The organism is Streptomyces sp. NPDC057617 (assembly GCF_042800555.1).
Taxonomy (GTDB): domain Bacteria; phylum Actinomycetota; class Actinomycetes; order Streptomycetales; family Streptomycetaceae; genus Streptomyces.
The window spans coordinates 1-14,608 of the sequence record NZ_JBHVGV010000015.1 but is presented as its reverse complement, the minus strand read 5'-3'; the positions used below and the strand labels follow the sequence as shown (position 1 = coordinate 14,608).

Genomic DNA, 14,608 nt, shown 5'->3' with positions numbered 1-14,608 from the left:
CCGGCCCTCACCCCTCGCCGAGCCGGCCCTCACCGATCCAGCTTCGCCCCGAAGAGTTCGGTCAGCCGGTTGCCCAGCACGGGGGCGATGGCCGCGGCGTACGCCTCGGACACATGGCTGTCGTCGCGGTAGACGACCGTGTTTCCCACGAGCACGGGGCAGTCGCCCGCGCGGGTGCACAGCCAGGGCTCGGGGTCGATCAGCGAGACACCGGCCGACTTCACCGCGTCCTTGACCTGCTTCCGCCGCGACTGGTCACGGACTGCCTCAGGCAGGTGGTTCGTACAACGCCCCAGCCGCAGCGGATAGGACGCCGCACAGTCGACCGCGTCGGTCTTCGGCCAGGGGGTGTCGAGCAGTACGGCGACCCGGGCCCCTGATCTTCCGAGCGCGCCGAAGGTTTCGTGGAACCCGTCGGTCCACTGCTGTACGGGGTCGGCCGCCGGATGGGCCGGGGTACCGGCGTCCGAGGACGAGACGATCACCAGCGAGGGCCGGAGCGCGTTTATCTTCGCGATCGCCTTGTTGCGCCAGGTGTCGCAGGACGCATACGGACCGCCGTGGTAAACGGTGGTCACGGCGGCCGTTTTGCAGGACGCCTTCGTCAGCGACACCAGCTTCCAATGGTGCGTACGCGCAAGCTGGTCGAGCGCGGGGAACCACTGGGCCGCGTGGGAATCGCCGAAGAGCACGACGACCGTGTCCGAGGCGGGGTCTCCGTAGACGCACGGCGGCGTCTGCGTGCCCACGTATGCCACATGGCAGCCGTCCCGGTAGACCGCGGACTTCGTCGCCTTGATCTCGGTCAGGGCCGGTGTGAGATTGCTGGGCAGGCTCGTACCTGACGTCTCCAGGAGCTGCCGCAGGCGCGGCAGCGGATCCGCCGCGGTCGCGATCTCCTGCTTCAGCTCCGGCGCGGCCTTGCCGGAACTGATCGCCGGCGGGAAGAGGGACGCCGTCAGGGCGATCACAGCGGCGCCCGCCGACAGACCGGCCCCGAGCCCGAGCGCGCGGCCCGTCCGGCCGCGGAACACCGAGTGGAACCGTACGGGGTTCTCCACCAGACGCAGGGTCGCCCAGGCCAGCGGCAGGGCGAGCGCGGAGAACACCAGCGCCAGCCGGACGCTGCCGGGCCTGCCCAGCGCCATGGGCCCGATGACCAGCAGCGGCCAGTGCCACAGGTACCAGCTGTACGACAGCCCGCCGAGCCAGACCGCCGGCCGCCTGGCGAGCAGCCACCGGGCGTCGTACGGAGCGGGCGAGCAGCCACCGGCCAGTACGAGCGCGGTCCCGAGAACCGGCAGGAGGGCGTAGACCCCGGGGAAGGGGGTGTCGTTGTCGTACCAAACGGCCGCCAGCAGTACGCAGCCCAGACCGGCCCAGGTCATCGGCGCGGCAGCCTTGGCGGGCAGCCGGTCGAGCCGCCCGGCCGCCAGGGCGAGCAGCGCGCCGACGCCCAGTTCCCAGAACCGGGTGTGCGAGCCGAAGTACGCCCATGACGCCGAGCCGCCCGTCGCCGTGACGCTCAGCCCGAACGAGACCAGGCAGAGCACGGCGAGCGGCACCGCCAGCAGCCGTCCGCGCCGGCGCGCCAGCCGCCAGCTCGCCAGAAGCAGCAGCGGCCAGAGCAGATAGAACTGCTCCTCGACGGCCAACGACCAGAAGTGCTGGAACGGTGACGGGGGACTCCCCTCGGCGAGGTAGTCCGTGCCGTTGACGGCCAGCCGGATGTTCACCGCGTACAGCGCGCTGCTCAGCGCGTCCCCCGCGTACTCCTCGAAGCGGACCTTCGACAGGAACAGCCAGGAGCCGACCAGGGTGGTGACGACGACGAGCGTCGACGCGGGAAGCAGACGCAGCGCCCGGCGGGCGTAGAACTTCCGGATCGATATCCCGCCCGAGGCTGACAACTCGCGCAACAGCAGCAAGGTGATAAGAAAGCCCGATATCACAAAAAAGACATCAACGCCGATATAACCACCGCTGAACCCGCTCACCCCGGCATGGGAGAGGACAACAAGAGACACCGCCAGCGCACGAAGCCCCTGCACATCGAGCCGCACCGCATGCCGCCCCCCGGCCCGCTCGTCGCGCGGCGGGGTCCCGCCCCCGGGAGCGTGGACGTCGGAAGCCTCGGTACCGGGAGCATCGGCGCCGGGAACATCGGCGCCGGGAGCATCGAGGCTCGGGGCCTGGGCGTCGGGTGTCAACGTGCTTGAGGGCCGCGAGACATGGCCCTCGCGGGATGGCGTCTTCACTCGATGTCCTTGCGTCGGGCCGATGGAATCCGCACTGCACAGACCATCGACTCGCTCGGACGGTTGTGCGCCGGAGTCATCCCATCACCGGGTCACCGTACGCCGGACACCGCCCTCAGAACCGCGTGAGGTTGTACCAGGTCGGTGTGCCGGGGAAGCTGAGGCTCCAGTACCAGAACGCGCCGTCCACGGTGCACGCCGACGGGCGCAACGTGTCCGTCTCGTACGCGCTTGCCTGGGACCGCCACAGATCCATGACCCGTTCGAAGACCCATCGGGCGCGGCCCTGCTCGGGGCCCGCCAGGTGGGCCAGGAGGCCGCCAGGCGGTGGCGATGTCCGGGCAGGCGATGCGCACCTCGTCGAGCTGGTCTTGTTCCTCACGGCTGAGCCCGTCGCGCGGTCTCATGATCCATGAGGTGATCTTGCGCGGTGTGGGGATGGGACGGGGAGGCTCGGCCGCGGCGGTGCCGCCGCGCATGGAGCGGATGTAGAGGCGGACGGCCTGATGGTTGCCGCGGTAGCCGTGCTCGTGGATCTCGCGGTAGAGCTGGGCGGCGTTGGTGCAGCCGTCGGTGAACCGCTGCTGGATGTAGGGGCGGTAGGGGTCGAGTTGGCGGGGGCGGCGGTCGCGGGCCGAGGCGATCAGCACGTCGAGATCGGTGGTCAGGTAGCGGCGGACGGTCTTACGGTCCAGTCCGAACCGGCGGGCGATGGCGCTGATCGTCCACGTCGCCTCCCGTAATCGGTGGATTTCCGCATGCCGGTCCGTCACCCGCTGCATGAGCGGGGTGGCGGGGATGTTGTCGAGTGGCGGCGCCAGCGGCAGCAGTGCCGTTGGCGGTGCGGTCGCCGACGGGGGTGCGTCCACGTCGTCCAGGGCGTATTTGTGCAGGCAGGCGCGGTGTTGGTGGCAGGTCCTCTCGATCGCGGCCGACAGATTCTGAAGCATGTGCCAGCGGTCGGCCACCTCGGTCGCGTCCGGTGCCGCCTCCTTGATCGCACGGCTGTAACCGCTGTCGCGGTCCCGGCAGACGATCTCGGCGCCGGGGTGTGCGGTGAGTCAGGCGGCGAGCGTCTCGCTGGTGCGGTCGGCCAGCAGGTCGATGGGGGTGGAGGTCTCGACGTCGAGCAGGATGGTCCCGTAGGTGCGCGAGCGGCGAAAAGCGAAGTCGTCGACACCCAGCACCCGCGGGCTGTGGGCGGGAACGTCGGGCGCGTGCAGCTGGCCGAGCAGCCGGGCCCGGCCGGTGGGCACGGCCAGCGAGCGGCACAGCCGCATACCCGGTCGGCCGCCTGCTGTGAGCGCGACAGACCGCCACAGCGTCTTCACGCCGGGCCCGGCACGGGCATAACGCGTGGTCAGACCCTCGACCTGCTCGACGAACGTGCGCCGCCCGCAATCGGGTGCGTCGCAGAAGAACCGCCGGACCTCCAACTTCACCACCACGCGGCGCCCGCCGACTGGGTACTCGGCGAGCCGCCGCCCGTACCGGCTGTGCACCCGATGTGAGGCGGTTGCGCAGTCCGGGCACCTCAACTCAGGTACGGCGCTGTGGGCTTCGGCCACAACCACCCCGCCCACCTCGGTCAACCGGTCCAGCACCATCCCCACGGAGTTCGGGAACAGTACGTCCTTCAGCACGAACAGATCCCCCATGAGTAGGGCATTCCCGCCGTCAAACGTGAGTTGGCCTCATCGAAGGTGGACCGCCGCTATCGGTATGCCGTCTGTCGGCACCACGTGGCGGAGGTGTCGCGCCCAGACTGCGGGTTCAGAGCGCCTGCACGGGGCATCACCGTCGGCGGCAAGCCGCGCCATCCGTCATTCGCCAGCTCCATTGACAACGGCTGAGCAATGATGCACGCGTTCGAGCCGTGCCAACAAAAGACGAGGTCACTCCGACGGGGAGCCACTCTGGCAGGGGGTGCGAACGGATCCGCAACTTGATGACAAGTACAGGGTGAGACCGTCGTCCGGCGGTCGGAGACGGAGATTCTGTGAAACCGGATACCCGGGAACACGAGGAGCTCAGCGACGGCGCCCCCAACCGTGACGGCGACAGCGACGCCCAGCTGACACGGTCGGCGGCGGGGGACGCGGCGGCGTTCACCCCGCTGGTCGAGGCGTACTCGCCCGCCCTGCACGGCTACTTCGCCCGGCGCATGCCCAGTGCGGCGGACGATCTGCTGGCCGAGGCGTGGTTGCAGGCGTTCGCCGCGCGGCGCACGTTCGACCCCTCGCGCGGCTCGGCGCGGGGCTGGCTGTTCGGGGTGGCCCGCAACGTACTGGCCCAACACCTGCGGCGGGCGGGGCGGCAGGAGGCCGTACCGGGAGTGGAGATCACCGATCCCTGGCAGGCGGTGGACCAGCGGCTCGACGCGGCCGCGCTGGCCCCCGCGCTGCGCCGGGCGCTGGCCGAACTGCCCGTAGAGGAGCGGGAGGTGCTGCTGCTTGTCAGCTGGGAGCAGCTCACCCCCGCCGAGGCGGCCGCCGCCGTGGGCATCCCGGCGGGCACCGCCCGCTCGCGGCTGCACCGGGCACGGGGTCGGCTGCGCGACCGGCTCGCAGCAACACGCCCGGCCGGACGGCACCTGAGCGTGACGGGAGACGTGGCATGAGTACGTACGACGTGGAGAGGACCGGCATGAGTACGCAGGACGTGGAGGAGACCGGCATGACCGAGCGGGCGGTGTTGCTGGACTTCCCCGGCAGCGATGAACTGGTGGCCGCAGGGCGGGTCGAGCCGCCCTCGGCACAGGCGCTGGCCAGGGCGCTGGCGGGGATCGAGGCGGCGGTGGCCGCGCAGGAGGCCGGGCACGCCGCCGGGCGCAAGAAGGGCGCGGTGGTGACCGCACCGCTGCGGGGAATGTCCGGGCGCCGCCGGGTCCTCGTCGGCCTGTTCACCGCCGCCGCGGTCGCGGTCGGCGTGGTGACGTACGCGAACACCGGTGAGACACCCACGGGCACGCGGAGCGAGGCGCGCGCGGACACCGCGTCCGTCTTCCTCAACGACATCTCCACGGTGGCCGCCACCCAGTCGGTCTCCTCGGGGAAGTACTGGAAGATGCATCTGACGGTTGGCGACTCGTACCTCTCGCAGTCCATGGACTTCTACGTCGTCAACGACGGCAAGGCCTACAAGAAGGGGCGCCAGCCCGACTGGCAGTTCGGGCCGAAGGACCTCGACTGGAAGGCCCTGGACCAGCTGACCACGGACCCGGCGAAGCTGCTCCAGCTGCTCCAGACTCCGCCGAGGCCCAAGAGCATCTCCCCCTTCGACCAGGCGGTCACCCTGCTCGGCGGGTCCCCGGCGAGCCCGAAACTGCGGGCAGGGCTGTTCAAGGCGATGGCGGGGCTGAAGGGCGTCAAACTCGTCGGGACCGTCAAGGACAGCACCGGGCGCGGCGGGACCGCCCTGGAGTTCGCGGAGGCCAAGAGCGTCGGCCGGGTGATCGTCGACCCGAAGACGAGCTCCATTCTGGAGTACACCTTCACGTGGACGGCGGGAGCCAGCAAGGGCAAGGTCACCCAGCAGACGTACCTGTCGGTGGGCTTCACGGACAAGATCGGCTGACACCGGACTGGCGGGGAGGTCCTCGAACGACCGAGGGCGCCTGGGGGCGTACAGCGCCCCCAGGCGCCCTCGGTCAGTTGTTCCTGCTCCTGACGGCGGCGGCGTGCATGGTCGTCACGCTGAGGACGGCCCCCCAAGCCCCGCCCGGAACACGCGATCGTGACCGTCACGAAATTCCGACCAGACCCTTGGAAACGGCCAGGGCTGCTCCTCGCCTCACTCGATCAAGTCATCCTGGTTTGGCAACCTGTGCGGATCCCGGGGATGTGTGACACGAACCTGATGATCAAGGTGTCTGCCCACGGGACGGGAAGAGCACGAGAGGGGGCGTCGCTCCGTAATACCGACTTGGGTGTCAGTTTACGGACGGGATCTGCGTGCGGCCTCGCACAATGATCTTACCGGTGTTATGGCCGCGCAGCATTCCCAGGAACGCGTCCACGATGTGCTCGAACCCATCAACGACCGTCTCGTCCAGAGCGAGCCGGCCGCTCTGCAGATGCGGTATCGCGAACTCGTACAACTCCTCCTGCATGTCACGGTAGTTGCTGACCAAGAAGCCCTCCATACGGATGCTCTTCTCCACAATGTCCGCGTAGTTGAATCGTGGCGGCGACGCGTCGGGAATGTTGTACTGGCTGATCGTGCCGACGCGGACGATGCGCCCGAACTCGCGCAACGCTCCTACCGCGGCGGCCAGTTGCTCTCCGCCGACGTTGTCGACGAACACGTCGATGCCCTCCGGCGCGACCTTGCCGAGCAGATCGGCGGCGGGCCCCAGGTGGTAGTCGAAGACGGCGTCATACCCGACCTCCCGCGTGAGATGGCCGACCTTCGCCGCCGAACCCGCACTGCCCACGAGCCGTCCGGCGCCGAGCAGCCGGGCGAACCGCCCGGTCGCCGTGCCGACCCCGCCCGCGGCGGCCGACACGAACAGGTCCTCGCCCTCCTGGAGCCGGGCGATTCGGGTCAGGCCCACATAGGCGGTCAGACCGGTGCCGCCGAGGACGCTCAAGTACGCGGTGAGGGGCACCCCGTCGAAGCGGGGCGGCCGCCGGATCTCCTCGGGCGTGACCGCTGCGTGCGTGCGCCAGCCCCGCCGGTGGAACACGATCTCGCCCTCGGCCAGCCCAGGTGTGCGCGAGGCGATGACCCGCCCGATGGTGCGCCCCTCCAGTGGTGCGCCGAGCGCGAAGCCGCCAGGCACGTCGTCCATCATCTCGCGGTGATAGGGGTCGACGGACCAGTAGAGGTTTTCCACGAGCGCGCTGCCGGCTGCGGGCTCGGGAAGCGCGTGCTCGACGAAGGCGAAGTGCTCGGCGGTGGGGAAGCCGTGAGGGCGGGCGGTCTGGTGCACGGTGAGCGCGGTCTCGTTCATTCCCGGACCGTAGGGCGGGAATGCGCCTGGTGGGCAGCTGGTTGGGCTCATGTGACCGCCGTTCCATGAGTAGCTCTCATACGTTGAGGTGAGCGCCACGTGGCCCGCACGACCGAGTCCGATCTCGCCCCGCACGAACTGCGCGTCCTGGTGGCGGCGGCGGACACCGGCGGCTTCTCTGCCGCGGCCGAGACACTCGGGCTGACGCAGTCCGCGGTCTCCCACTCGGTTCGCGGCAGCGAGCGCAAGATCGGTGCCGTCCTCTTCGAACGCGGCCGCACCGGCGCCCGCCCCACCCCTGCCGGAGAGAAGGCCGTCGCGCACGCCCGCCACATCCTGCGCCTGCTGGACGTCCTGACCACTGAGGCGCGCGGTGCGGCCCGGTCCGACGCGGCGCGAGGGCCGCTACGGATCGCGGTCTTCCGCAGCGCGGCTCTCCACCTCCTACCGCCCGTCCTCCAGCGGCTGCGCGCCCGGCATCCCAGGATCGAGCCGCGGGTGCGGATCGTACGCGAGACGGGGCGCGGCACCGCCGGCGAAGTGGCCGACGGGAAAGCCGATATAGCCATCGCCACGCTGGGCGGCTCCGTGCCGCTTCCACCGGGACTGACCGCGAGCGGACTCTTTGAGGAGCCGTATGCCCTGGTGCACGCGCCGAATAGCGCCGACCCGCGCTCGCTGCCACTGGTCGACTGGGCCGAAAACTGCGGCTCGTACACCCGCGACTGGTGGGCTGCGCAGGACTGGATCCCGAAGGCCACCGTCGAGGCCGAGGACGACGGAGCGGTGCTCGCCTTGGTGAGCGCAGGCCACGGAATGGCGATCATGCCCGCGCTCTCCCTGGCCGGAGCACCGGACTCGGTCCGTGTCACTGATCTCGGCCCCGAGCGCCCGACACGCCAGGTCGGCTATGTCACCACCTCCGAACTGGCCAGGTCCGCCGTCGTGCGCGCCTTGGTGAGGGAACTGCGGGCCACGGTCAACCAGGGTGTGAGCCTTCTCGGCGGCGAGGCTTGATCAGGTCGAGCGCGTGACCCGGGTATGACCGGCAGCGGTCGACGGTGGCGGCCAGGTCGGTCTGCCGGTCAGGGCGACCCGGGCGATCGCGAGGTCGCGGAATGCCGCCACGGCCCTGGCGCTGACCGACTATTGGGCGACCCCTCCCCCGTGGCGCCCGACCGCAGGTCAGCGTGGGTCCGCCTGAGGAATCAAGCCGAGCGACTCCGAGGCCACCCGGAGCAGGGGGTGGGGAGATTCAAATGTCCCCATCAGCCGAGCCGCCCCAGGACCTCGCGGACACCTGAATCGTCGCCACCGAGACGCCCTGCGCGCTGCTGCACCATGCTTGGAGGCCGTTTCACTTGGTGAGCCGTCGGTAAGTTGATCAGTGTGGTGGCGACGGCGGTGAAGGCGAGGAAGTGTTCGGGCTTGTGCTCGTAGCGCCGGTGGATTCGGCGGCAACCGGCGAGCCAGGCCATGGTGCGTTCAATCCGGCCGTCTGCGGCGGGGGGCGCGCGTCGGCTGCGAACCGGCGGGATCGATGCGACGAGGGGCTGCCGTACGCGGTGCCCTGCTGTGCCATATCGCTCGCGTCCTTCCAGGGGTCCCCAGGCGGACCGGATTGCTGGCGGGGCACAGCTGGAAGCCCCTCTGCCGCCTTCACGAGGCCCGAGTGCAGGAGGAATCCGGGCAGTGGCGCCGACGGGTCCAGATCGTTGGGGGCCAGGCCCTGTGCCCGTCGCCGGAGCATCCGGTCGAGCCGGGCCGTGATGACGGTCATCCGGCGCGACTTCTTGGTCTTTGGCGCACCCATGTATGGCTTGCCGTTTTCATCTCTCTTCCAGGCGCGCTGTACACGGACCGCCGGCCGCCCATTGCGACGACGGACGTCGCGCGGCTGAAGTGCGGTGGCCTCACCCCAGCGGCGTCCGGTCTCTGCGAGAGCGTCAGTGAGGTCCTCGGCATCCTCGCCCATGCACTCATGAATCCAGACGTACTCCTCCCGTTCGAGGAAGATCATCTCCTCCTCGTCCTCAGCGCCGTCAAGCCGAGGGAGCCGGGAGTACGCGCACGGGTTTGTCGCACGGGGGGACGGTTCGGCATCCACAGCGGCCTGGAGGATGGCGTGGAGCAAGCCGCAGACCGATCTGCTTCATGGCGAAAGGCATGAGCATCTCGTCCGGGTGCGGAGGTCCTGGACCAACCCGCGGCCGCGTATCCAGCCCGGCGGCCACTGCTGACCATGCGCGTTCACGAGATCCGGGAAGCGGTCTGCGGCCTCGGATTCTTCGAAGACCTCGGACTTCTGCTTGGCACCGCGAGCGCCGCCCGCCCGCCGTATGACGGCGAAGCTGGTCATTCCATCGCTTTTCATCCGTTTTTTGATGTACGCCATGCTCGGCACCGTACGACAGGCATGTGCTGACACGGTGCTGACGTCATAAACACGGAGAGGTCCCCTGACCTGCGTTCCCGCAGGTCAGGGGACCTCTCGACAAGTGGAGCCTAGGGGAGTCGAACCCCTGACATCTGCCATGCAAAGACAGCGCTCTACCAACTGAGCTAAGGCCCCGGGACGGCTGGGATACGGCCACGCTACGACGCATGGCTCGTCCATCGCCGGGAACCAGACTACCGGGTGTTCCCCGGGATCCCGCAAAAGGATTGGGACTCCCCGTGCGCGACCACGCTCCGTAAGATGCCCCACGAGGTTCGCAGCAGCGAAGCTGCCGCGATGGGGAAGCGATGGGGAGACGCAGATGGACGCCGCACAGCAGGAAACGACAGCGAGAGCCAGAGAACTCCAGAGAAGCTGGTACGGAGAGCCACTGGGGGCGCTCTTCCGCCGGCTCATCGACGATCTTGGCCTGAATCAGGCCAGGCTCGCCGCCGTGCTGGGGCTCTCCGCGCCGATGCTCTCCCAGTTGATGAGCGGTCAACGCGCGAAGATTGGCAATCCCGCGGTGGTCCAGCGGGTCCAGGCGCTGCAGGATCTGGCGGGTCAGGTCGCCGACGGCAGCGTCAGCGCGGGGGAGGCCACCGACCGGATGGAGGAGATCAAGAAGTCGCAGGGCGGCTCTGTTCTCACCGGTACCAGCCAGACCACGAACAGCTCGGGCGCACCGACCGTACGCCGGGTGGTCCGCGAGATCCAGTCGCTGCTGCGGTCGGTCGCCGCGGCCGGCGACATCATCGACGCGGCCGACTCCCTCGCCCCGACCCAGCCCGAACTGGCAGAGTTCCTCCGGGTCTACGGCGCCGGGCGCACCGCGGAGGCGGTCGCCCACTACGAAGCACACCAGAGCTAGTCCGGAGCGGTCCGGAGCGAGTACGGGACACGGGAGAGCCGCACCGGAACTGACGGGAACCGGAGCGGGACGACCGGGCGGGGACCGGGGGCGGCGGGCCCCCGGACACGACGACGTGGGAGCGAGCGCGGCGCAATGGGTGAGGTCTTCGCGGGGCGGTACGAGCTGATCGACCCGGTCGGACGCGGCGGCGTCGGCGCCGTGTGGCGCGCCTGGGACCACCGGCGCCGGCGCTATGTCGCGGCGAAGGTCCTCCAGCAGAGCGACGCGCACACCCTGCTCCGCTTCGTCCGGGAACAGGCGCTCAGAATCGATCACCCCCATGTCCTCGCCCCGGCGAGCTGGGCCGCCGACGACGACAAGGTCCTGTTCACCATGGATCTGGTGAGCGGCGGATCGCTGGCACATGTCATCGGCGACTACGGGCCGCTCCCGCCCCGCTTCGTCTGCACCCTGCTCGACCAACTGCTCTCCGGACTGGCCGCGGTGCACGCCGAAGGAGTCGTGCACCGCGACATCAAACCGGCCAACGTCCTGCTGGAGGCCACCGGAACGGCCCGGCCCCATCTGCGCCTCTCCGACTTCGGCATCTCCATGCGCAAGGGCGAGCCGCGTCTGACGGAGACCAACTATGTGGTCGGTACGCCCGGTTACTTCGCGCCCGAGCAGATGATGGGCGCCGAGCCCGACTTCCCCGCCGATCTCTTCGCGGTCGGTCTGGTCGCCCTCTATCTGCTGCAGGGTCAGAAGCCCGACTCCAAGGCCCTGGTGGAGCTTTTCCTCGCCCATGGGACGCCCGGGGCGCCACAGGGCATCCCCGAGCCGCTGTGGCAGGTCCTGGCGGGCCTGCTCCAGCCCGATCCGAACGCGCGGTTCCGTACGGCCACGGGCGCGCGCAAGGCGCTCGCGTCGGCCGCGGAGCTGCTGCCCGAGCCGGACATCGACGACGAAGTGGTCGAGATCTTCGACCAGATCGGGCCGCTCCCCGCCGCGTTCGGCCCCGACGGGCCCATCGCGGGCGCGGGTTCCGACCTCCGGCCCGAGGTCCGGCCGACGGGCCCGAACACCGGCTCGTACAGCACCGGCACCCCTCACGCCGGTCCGCACTCCGGTCTCCAGGCCGATCCGTCCACCGATCCCCGCGCGGCCCTGCGGACCGGCGGCGAGCCGTCCGTACCACTGCCTCCCCCCTCGGCACCGGTCACTCCGACCCCCACCCCCACCTCCATGTCGGAGACCGGCAGCTTCCATCTCCCCCCGCCTCCCGGCAGGCAGCAGGAACAGCCGGGGCCCCAGCAGCCCCAGCCACAGGCCTCCCCCCATCAGGCTCCGTTCCAGACCCCGCCGCCCGACCTGTCCCAGGCCCAGACCGCGGCGGTCTGGCACGAGCAGGGCGACACCCGCCCGTACACCGCGGAGAGCCCGCAGATCCCGCTCCAGCAGCAACCGCAACCACTGCCCCAACCACAGGCGCAACCGCAGGCGCAGTCCCTGCCAGGGCCCCGGCCCCAGTCGGCTGCGGCCCGTCACGCCCTGGGAAAGCGGCCGGGACCGCCCCCGAGGGTGGCGGTCCCGGTGCTGCTGCTGGCACTGGCCTGTTTCGCGGTCGGCTTCTGGGCGCTGACCCGGATGTGACCCGGTCTGCTCCGGTCCGCCCCCGCTCCCGTAACTACCAGGCCGAGGGCGGACCGTACGACTGCGTCTCCGCCGTCCCCGTCCCGGGCCCCGAACCCACGCCTGGCCCCGTCCCTGTCCCCGTACCCTGCCCGGGCCCCCGGCCCCGGCGTCCGCGCCGTCGCGCGACCAGCGTCCATACCCCCAGCCAGAGCACCAGCGCCGTACCCGCGCCGATCCCGCCCGCCGCGACCGCCGCCATCGTGGTGCTGTCGCTCGTCGCGCCGCCCGGCTCGTCCGTACCGTCCGTACCGCCGCCGGCCACGGTGAAGTCGTCCGCGGGCCCGTCGTACGCCGGCCCCTGCCGTGCCTCGCCCTTGATGTCCACCCGCATCGTCAGCCCGTAGGGACCGGGGCCGAACTCCTCGCCCAGCTGCGGATTGAGACTGACCTTCAGGTAGTACCAGCCCGCGAAGCGCATCTCCTTGTCCCCGGCGCGCGAGCCGAAACGGTTCTCGTACGCCACCGGGGGCAGCGGGTCGAGCGCGGTGGTCTTCTCCTTGCCGGAGTACGCCATCGAACCGGCGCTGTCGACGAGCCCCCGCGCCGGGTTGTACAGGGACATCGCCAGCGCCCCGCTCACAAAGCCGCGCCCCGGCGAGGTGCCCAGACCGGCGGTGGCGAAGAGCTGCTGCCCCCAGTCCACCGGCACCTTGTAGAAGAGCGTTTCGCCCGGCTCGACGGACGCGGTCCACGCGCCGTCGGCCAGGACCTCGGCGTCGTTGAAGCCCGTACCGCCCTCACGCGCCCGCGGCGTACCCCCGGCCGGTGCCGGCGAGGCGCTGGGCCAGTCGGAAGGCGCCTCGGTGGGGCCGGCCGTCGTGAGCCCAGGCTCGGCGACATGGCGTATCTCCAGCTCCCAGGGCTCGGGAGAGGAGGTGTCCTCGCTGATCCGCTCGATGACGACGTAGTACGGACCGGCCTCCTGGCACGCGTGCGTGCCCTGCTCGATCATCCGGTACGCGTAGCCCGCCAGCGGCCGGGGAAAACGGCCGGCCGAGCCGAACTGCGCGTCGTTGGAGGAGCAGTCGCGGCCCTGGGGGTCCTCCACGGACACCGTGATCCGGTCCCCGTAAGCGACGGTCGTACCGAGCGAGGGCACGGCCACCGCCGAAACATACGCGTTCGTCCGAGCGTCGAGATTCAGCCGGTATATCAGCCTGTCGCCCGGCTCGATCGAGTCGCGGTACGTGGCGCCCGCGTCCAGCGGCTTCGCCCCGCCGTTCGCCGTCGCGCCCTCGATCTGCCGCGCCTCCGGGTCGAAGACGTACGGGCTCGGCTCGCCGTCCGCCGCCCCCGCCTGCCCCGGCAGCGCCACCACGGCGCATATCGCCGCCACCGCCATGCCCATCGCCGCCGCCCCGGCCGACACCGCCCGGCCCCTGCTGCGCTGCCACTTCACGCGCTTCCCCTCGCCCTCTCGGCCGTCAGGGCCTCTCGTTCGGATCTTGCTGGGCTCGATCCAACCGACGGACCCTACGCGCCGCAGCGATCGCGGCGCCCGCCCATCCTGCCCCGGCGGATCCGCCACTGTCCCACCCGGCCGGTTCACCCGTACGACTTTGCTCGCGCAAGCGAACAGTTCGCGCCAGTGAACCAGACCATGCCCAGTGAGCCCCATGCCTCCCACCCGGTCCACGCCCCCTGACAGCACGAAGCCCCGGCCGCTCGGCGGCCGGGGCTTCCACTCTTCAGGACTGTTGCGTCTCACACACCCGAACCTGCGGGCACGGAGTCGGTCGCCTCCGTCCACAGATCCTGCTCGGCGCGATCCGCCTGGATCTGGCGGTACACGAGGAGCCCGCCAATGGCGGCCAGTGCGATCAGGAGAAGCTTCTTCACCGCGCGACCTCGTCTTTCCTTGACGTAGGGGACTTCTGCCGCCCGACTATACACACCGACCGATACCGATCGGTGACCTGCCCGCAACCCAACTCCGGCCTTGATCAGGCAGTAAAACAGTCGGTCGGATAAATGCAATCGGGTCCGTACGGAGGTGTTCCGTACGGACCCATTGTCGCGGTGGGGCTAACAGGATTTGAACCTGTGGCCTCATCCTTATCAGGATTCAGGTCAAAAACGGGAACCTTCGCAGGTCACTCCAACCAGCGCCAATCGCCGCATCTACAGCCGTCTACCCTCTGCGTCCCCTGCCCGCCCCTGCTCCCCTCAGTCGCTCGGCGGGGTAATGCTGGGGTAGCGCCGGGGTACGAAAGGCCGACCCCCAGGACCTACAGGCTCACGCCTACCGTCACCGGTTCGTTGGCGAGTGTAATTCCGAAGGCCTCGTGCACCCCGGCGACGACCTCCCGGGCCAGGGCGAGCAGATCCTCGGTGGTCGCGCCGCCCCGGTTGGTGAGGGCGAGGGTGTGCTTGCTGGAGATACGGGCCGGGCCCGTGCCGTACCCCTTGGT

At 70.1% G+C, this 14,608-nt stretch carries 12 protein-coding genes, 1 tRNA gene and 2 pseudogenes; 5 read left to right on the top strand and 10 right to left on the bottom strand.

Annotated features, from left to right (window positions below):
• Nucleotides 1–29: 29 nt before the first annotated feature.
• The 3 genes from ACFU9P_RS29915 to ACFU9P_RS29905 form a co-directional block, all read right to left on the bottom strand.
• The gene (locus ACFU9P_RS29915; protein WP_384086772.1) at nt 30–2,258 is read right to left on the bottom strand and encodes an acyltransferase family protein; all 2,229 of its coding nucleotides are present in this window, start codon (nt 2,256–2,258) and stop codon (nt 30–32) included.
• A gap of 92 nt (nt 2,259–2,350) precedes the next feature.
• Complete coding sequence (locus ACFU9P_RS29910) at nt 2,351–3,295, bottom strand: transposase (RefSeq protein WP_384087049.1); 945 nt, start codon at nt 3,293–3,295, stop codon at nt 2,351–2,353.
• A 24-nt stretch (nt 3,296–3,319) separates the two neighbouring features.
• Nucleotides 3,320–3,916 carry a transposase family protein gene (locus tag ACFU9P_RS29905; protein ID WP_384086769.1) on the bottom strand — a complete coding sequence of 199 codons (597 nt, stop codon included), beginning with the start codon at nt 3,914–3,916 and terminating at the stop codon, nt 3,320–3,322.
• Nucleotides 3,917–4,257: 341 nt separating this feature from the next.
• Between ACFU9P_RS29905 and ACFU9P_RS29900 the strand changes: the two genes are divergently transcribed.
• Complete coding sequence (locus ACFU9P_RS29900) at nt 4,258–4,878, top strand: RNA polymerase sigma factor (protein WP_384086765.1); 621 nt, start codon at nt 4,258–4,260, stop codon at nt 4,876–4,878.
• A gap of 26 nt (nt 4,879–4,904) precedes the next feature.
• The gene (locus ACFU9P_RS29895) at nt 4,905–5,834 is read left to right on the top strand and encodes a hypothetical protein (RefSeq protein WP_384086762.1); all 930 of its coding nucleotides are present in this window, start codon (nt 4,905–4,907) and stop codon (nt 5,832–5,834) included.
• Nucleotides 5,835–6,189: 355 nt separating this feature from the next.
• Here the strand turns inward: ACFU9P_RS29895 and ACFU9P_RS29890 are convergent, their stop codons facing one another.
• On the bottom strand, nt 6,190–7,212 hold the full coding sequence (locus ACFU9P_RS29890) for an NADP-dependent oxidoreductase (RefSeq protein WP_384086759.1): 1,023 nt from the start codon (nt 7,210–7,212) through the stop codon (nt 6,190–6,192).
• 99 nt (nt 7,213–7,311) lie between these two features.
• On the opposite strand from ACFU9P_RS29890, the gene ACFU9P_RS29885 reads away from it, so the two are divergent.
• Nucleotides 7,312–8,229, top strand: a complete 918-nt coding sequence (locus ACFU9P_RS29885; protein ID WP_384086756.1) for a LysR family transcriptional regulator — start codon at nt 7,312–7,314, stop codon at nt 8,227–8,229.
• A 365-nt stretch (nt 8,230–8,594) separates the two neighbouring features.
• Here ACFU9P_RS29885 and ACFU9P_RS29880 read toward each other — a convergent pair.
• From ACFU9P_RS29880 to ACFU9P_RS29870, 3 genes and pseudogenes are all read right to left on the bottom strand, one after another.
• A pseudogene (locus ACFU9P_RS29880) lies at nt 8,595–8,702 on the bottom strand (IS5/IS1182 family transposase); the annotation flags it as partial.
• Nucleotides 8,703–9,364: 662 nt separating this feature from the next.
• Entirely contained in the window at nt 9,365–9,607 is a 243-nt protein-coding gene (locus ACFU9P_RS29875; RefSeq protein ID WP_384086752.1) for a hypothetical protein, read from the bottom strand.
• Between the two features lie 104 nt (nt 9,608–9,711).
• A tRNA-Ala gene (locus ACFU9P_RS29870) sits at nt 9,712–9,784 on the bottom strand.
• Between the two features lie 187 nt (nt 9,785–9,971).
• Between ACFU9P_RS29870 and ACFU9P_RS29865 the strand changes: the two genes are divergently transcribed.
• Nucleotides 9,972–10,520 carry a DNA-binding protein gene (locus ACFU9P_RS29865; protein ID WP_066955535.1) on the top strand — a complete coding sequence of 183 codons (549 nt, stop codon included), beginning with the start codon at nt 9,972–9,974 and terminating at the stop codon, nt 10,518–10,520.
• Nucleotides 10,521–10,655: 135 nt separating this feature from the next.
• Nucleotides 10,656–12,155 (top strand): serine/threonine-protein kinase, encoded by a 1,500-nt coding sequence (locus ACFU9P_RS29860; RefSeq protein ID WP_384086749.1) that lies wholly within the window; start codon nt 10,656–10,658, stop codon nt 12,153–12,155.
• A 34-nt stretch (nt 12,156–12,189) separates the two neighbouring features.
• Here ACFU9P_RS29860 and ACFU9P_RS29855 read toward each other — a convergent pair whose 3' ends face one another.
• The 3 genes and pseudogenes from ACFU9P_RS29855 to ACFU9P_RS29845 form a co-directional block, all read right to left on the bottom strand.
• Complete coding sequence (locus ACFU9P_RS29855) at nt 12,190–13,596, bottom strand: hypothetical protein (RefSeq protein WP_384086746.1); 1,407 nt, start codon at nt 13,594–13,596, stop codon at nt 12,190–12,192.
• A 305-nt stretch (nt 13,597–13,901) separates the two neighbouring features.
• Nucleotides 13,902–14,036: a DLW-39 family protein gene (locus ACFU9P_RS29850; protein WP_208857699.1), complete on the bottom strand. Its 135-nt coding sequence runs from the start codon at nt 14,034–14,036 to the stop codon at nt 13,902–13,904.
• Nucleotides 14,037–14,425: 389 nt separating this feature from the next.
• Nucleotides 14,426–14,608 (bottom strand): annotated as a pseudogene (locus tag ACFU9P_RS29845) (UDP-N-acetylenolpyruvoylglucosamine reductase); the annotation flags it as partial.